1 rRNA gene is annotated in these 719 nt (G+C 48.4%); it reads right to left on the bottom strand.

Annotated features, from left to right (window positions below):
* Positions 1 to 719 (bottom strand): 23S ribosomal RNA (locus HF850_RS15380); the annotation flags it as partial.

The following is a 719-nucleotide window of genomic DNA, read 5'->3' as shown; positions in this document are numbered from 1 at the left end:
TGAACCCGTAGCTTCGGTGGTAAGTTTGAGCCCCGGACATTTTCGGCGCAGGATCTCTTGACTAGTGAGCTATTACGCACTCTTTTAATGAGTGGCTGCTTCTAAGCCAACATCCTAGTTGTCTTAGAAATCCCACATCCTTTTCCACTTAACTTACACTTTGGGACCTTAGCTGACGATCTGGGCTGTTTCCCTTTTGACCATGGAACTTATCTTTCATAGTCTGACTGCCGGACTGATAGTATGTGGCATTCGGAGTTTGATAAGGTTCGGTAAGCGCTATGCCCCCTAGCCTATTCAGTGCTCTACCTCCACTACTCACATTTTCCGACGCTAGCCCTAAAGCTATTTCGAGGAGAACCAGCTATATCCGAGTTCGATTGGAATTTCTCCGCTATCCACAGCTCATCCCATGCTTTTTCAACAGCAACGTGGTTCGGTCCTCCACGAGGTTTTACCCTCGCTTCAACCTGGCCATGGATAGGTCACCCGGTTTCGGGTCTACAGCATGCAACTAGTCGCCCTATTAAGACTCGGTTTCCCTTCGGCTCCGTACCTTAAGTACTTAACCTCGCTACATACCGTAACTCGTTGGCTCGTTCTACAAAAAGCACATCATCACACACATAAGGTGCTTTGATCGGTTGTAGGCACATGGTTTCAGGTTCTATTTCACTCCCCTCCCGGGGTTCTTTTCACCTTTCCCTCACGGTACTGCT

Origin of the sequence: Clostridium sp. SM-530-WT-3G, assembly GCF_012843905.1 — a bacterium.
Lineage (GTDB): Bacteria > Bacillota > Clostridia > Clostridiales > Clostridiaceae > Clostridium.
The sequence above is the reverse complement of the archived record's forward strand: the minus strand, read 5'-3'. Positions and strand labels throughout refer to the sequence as shown.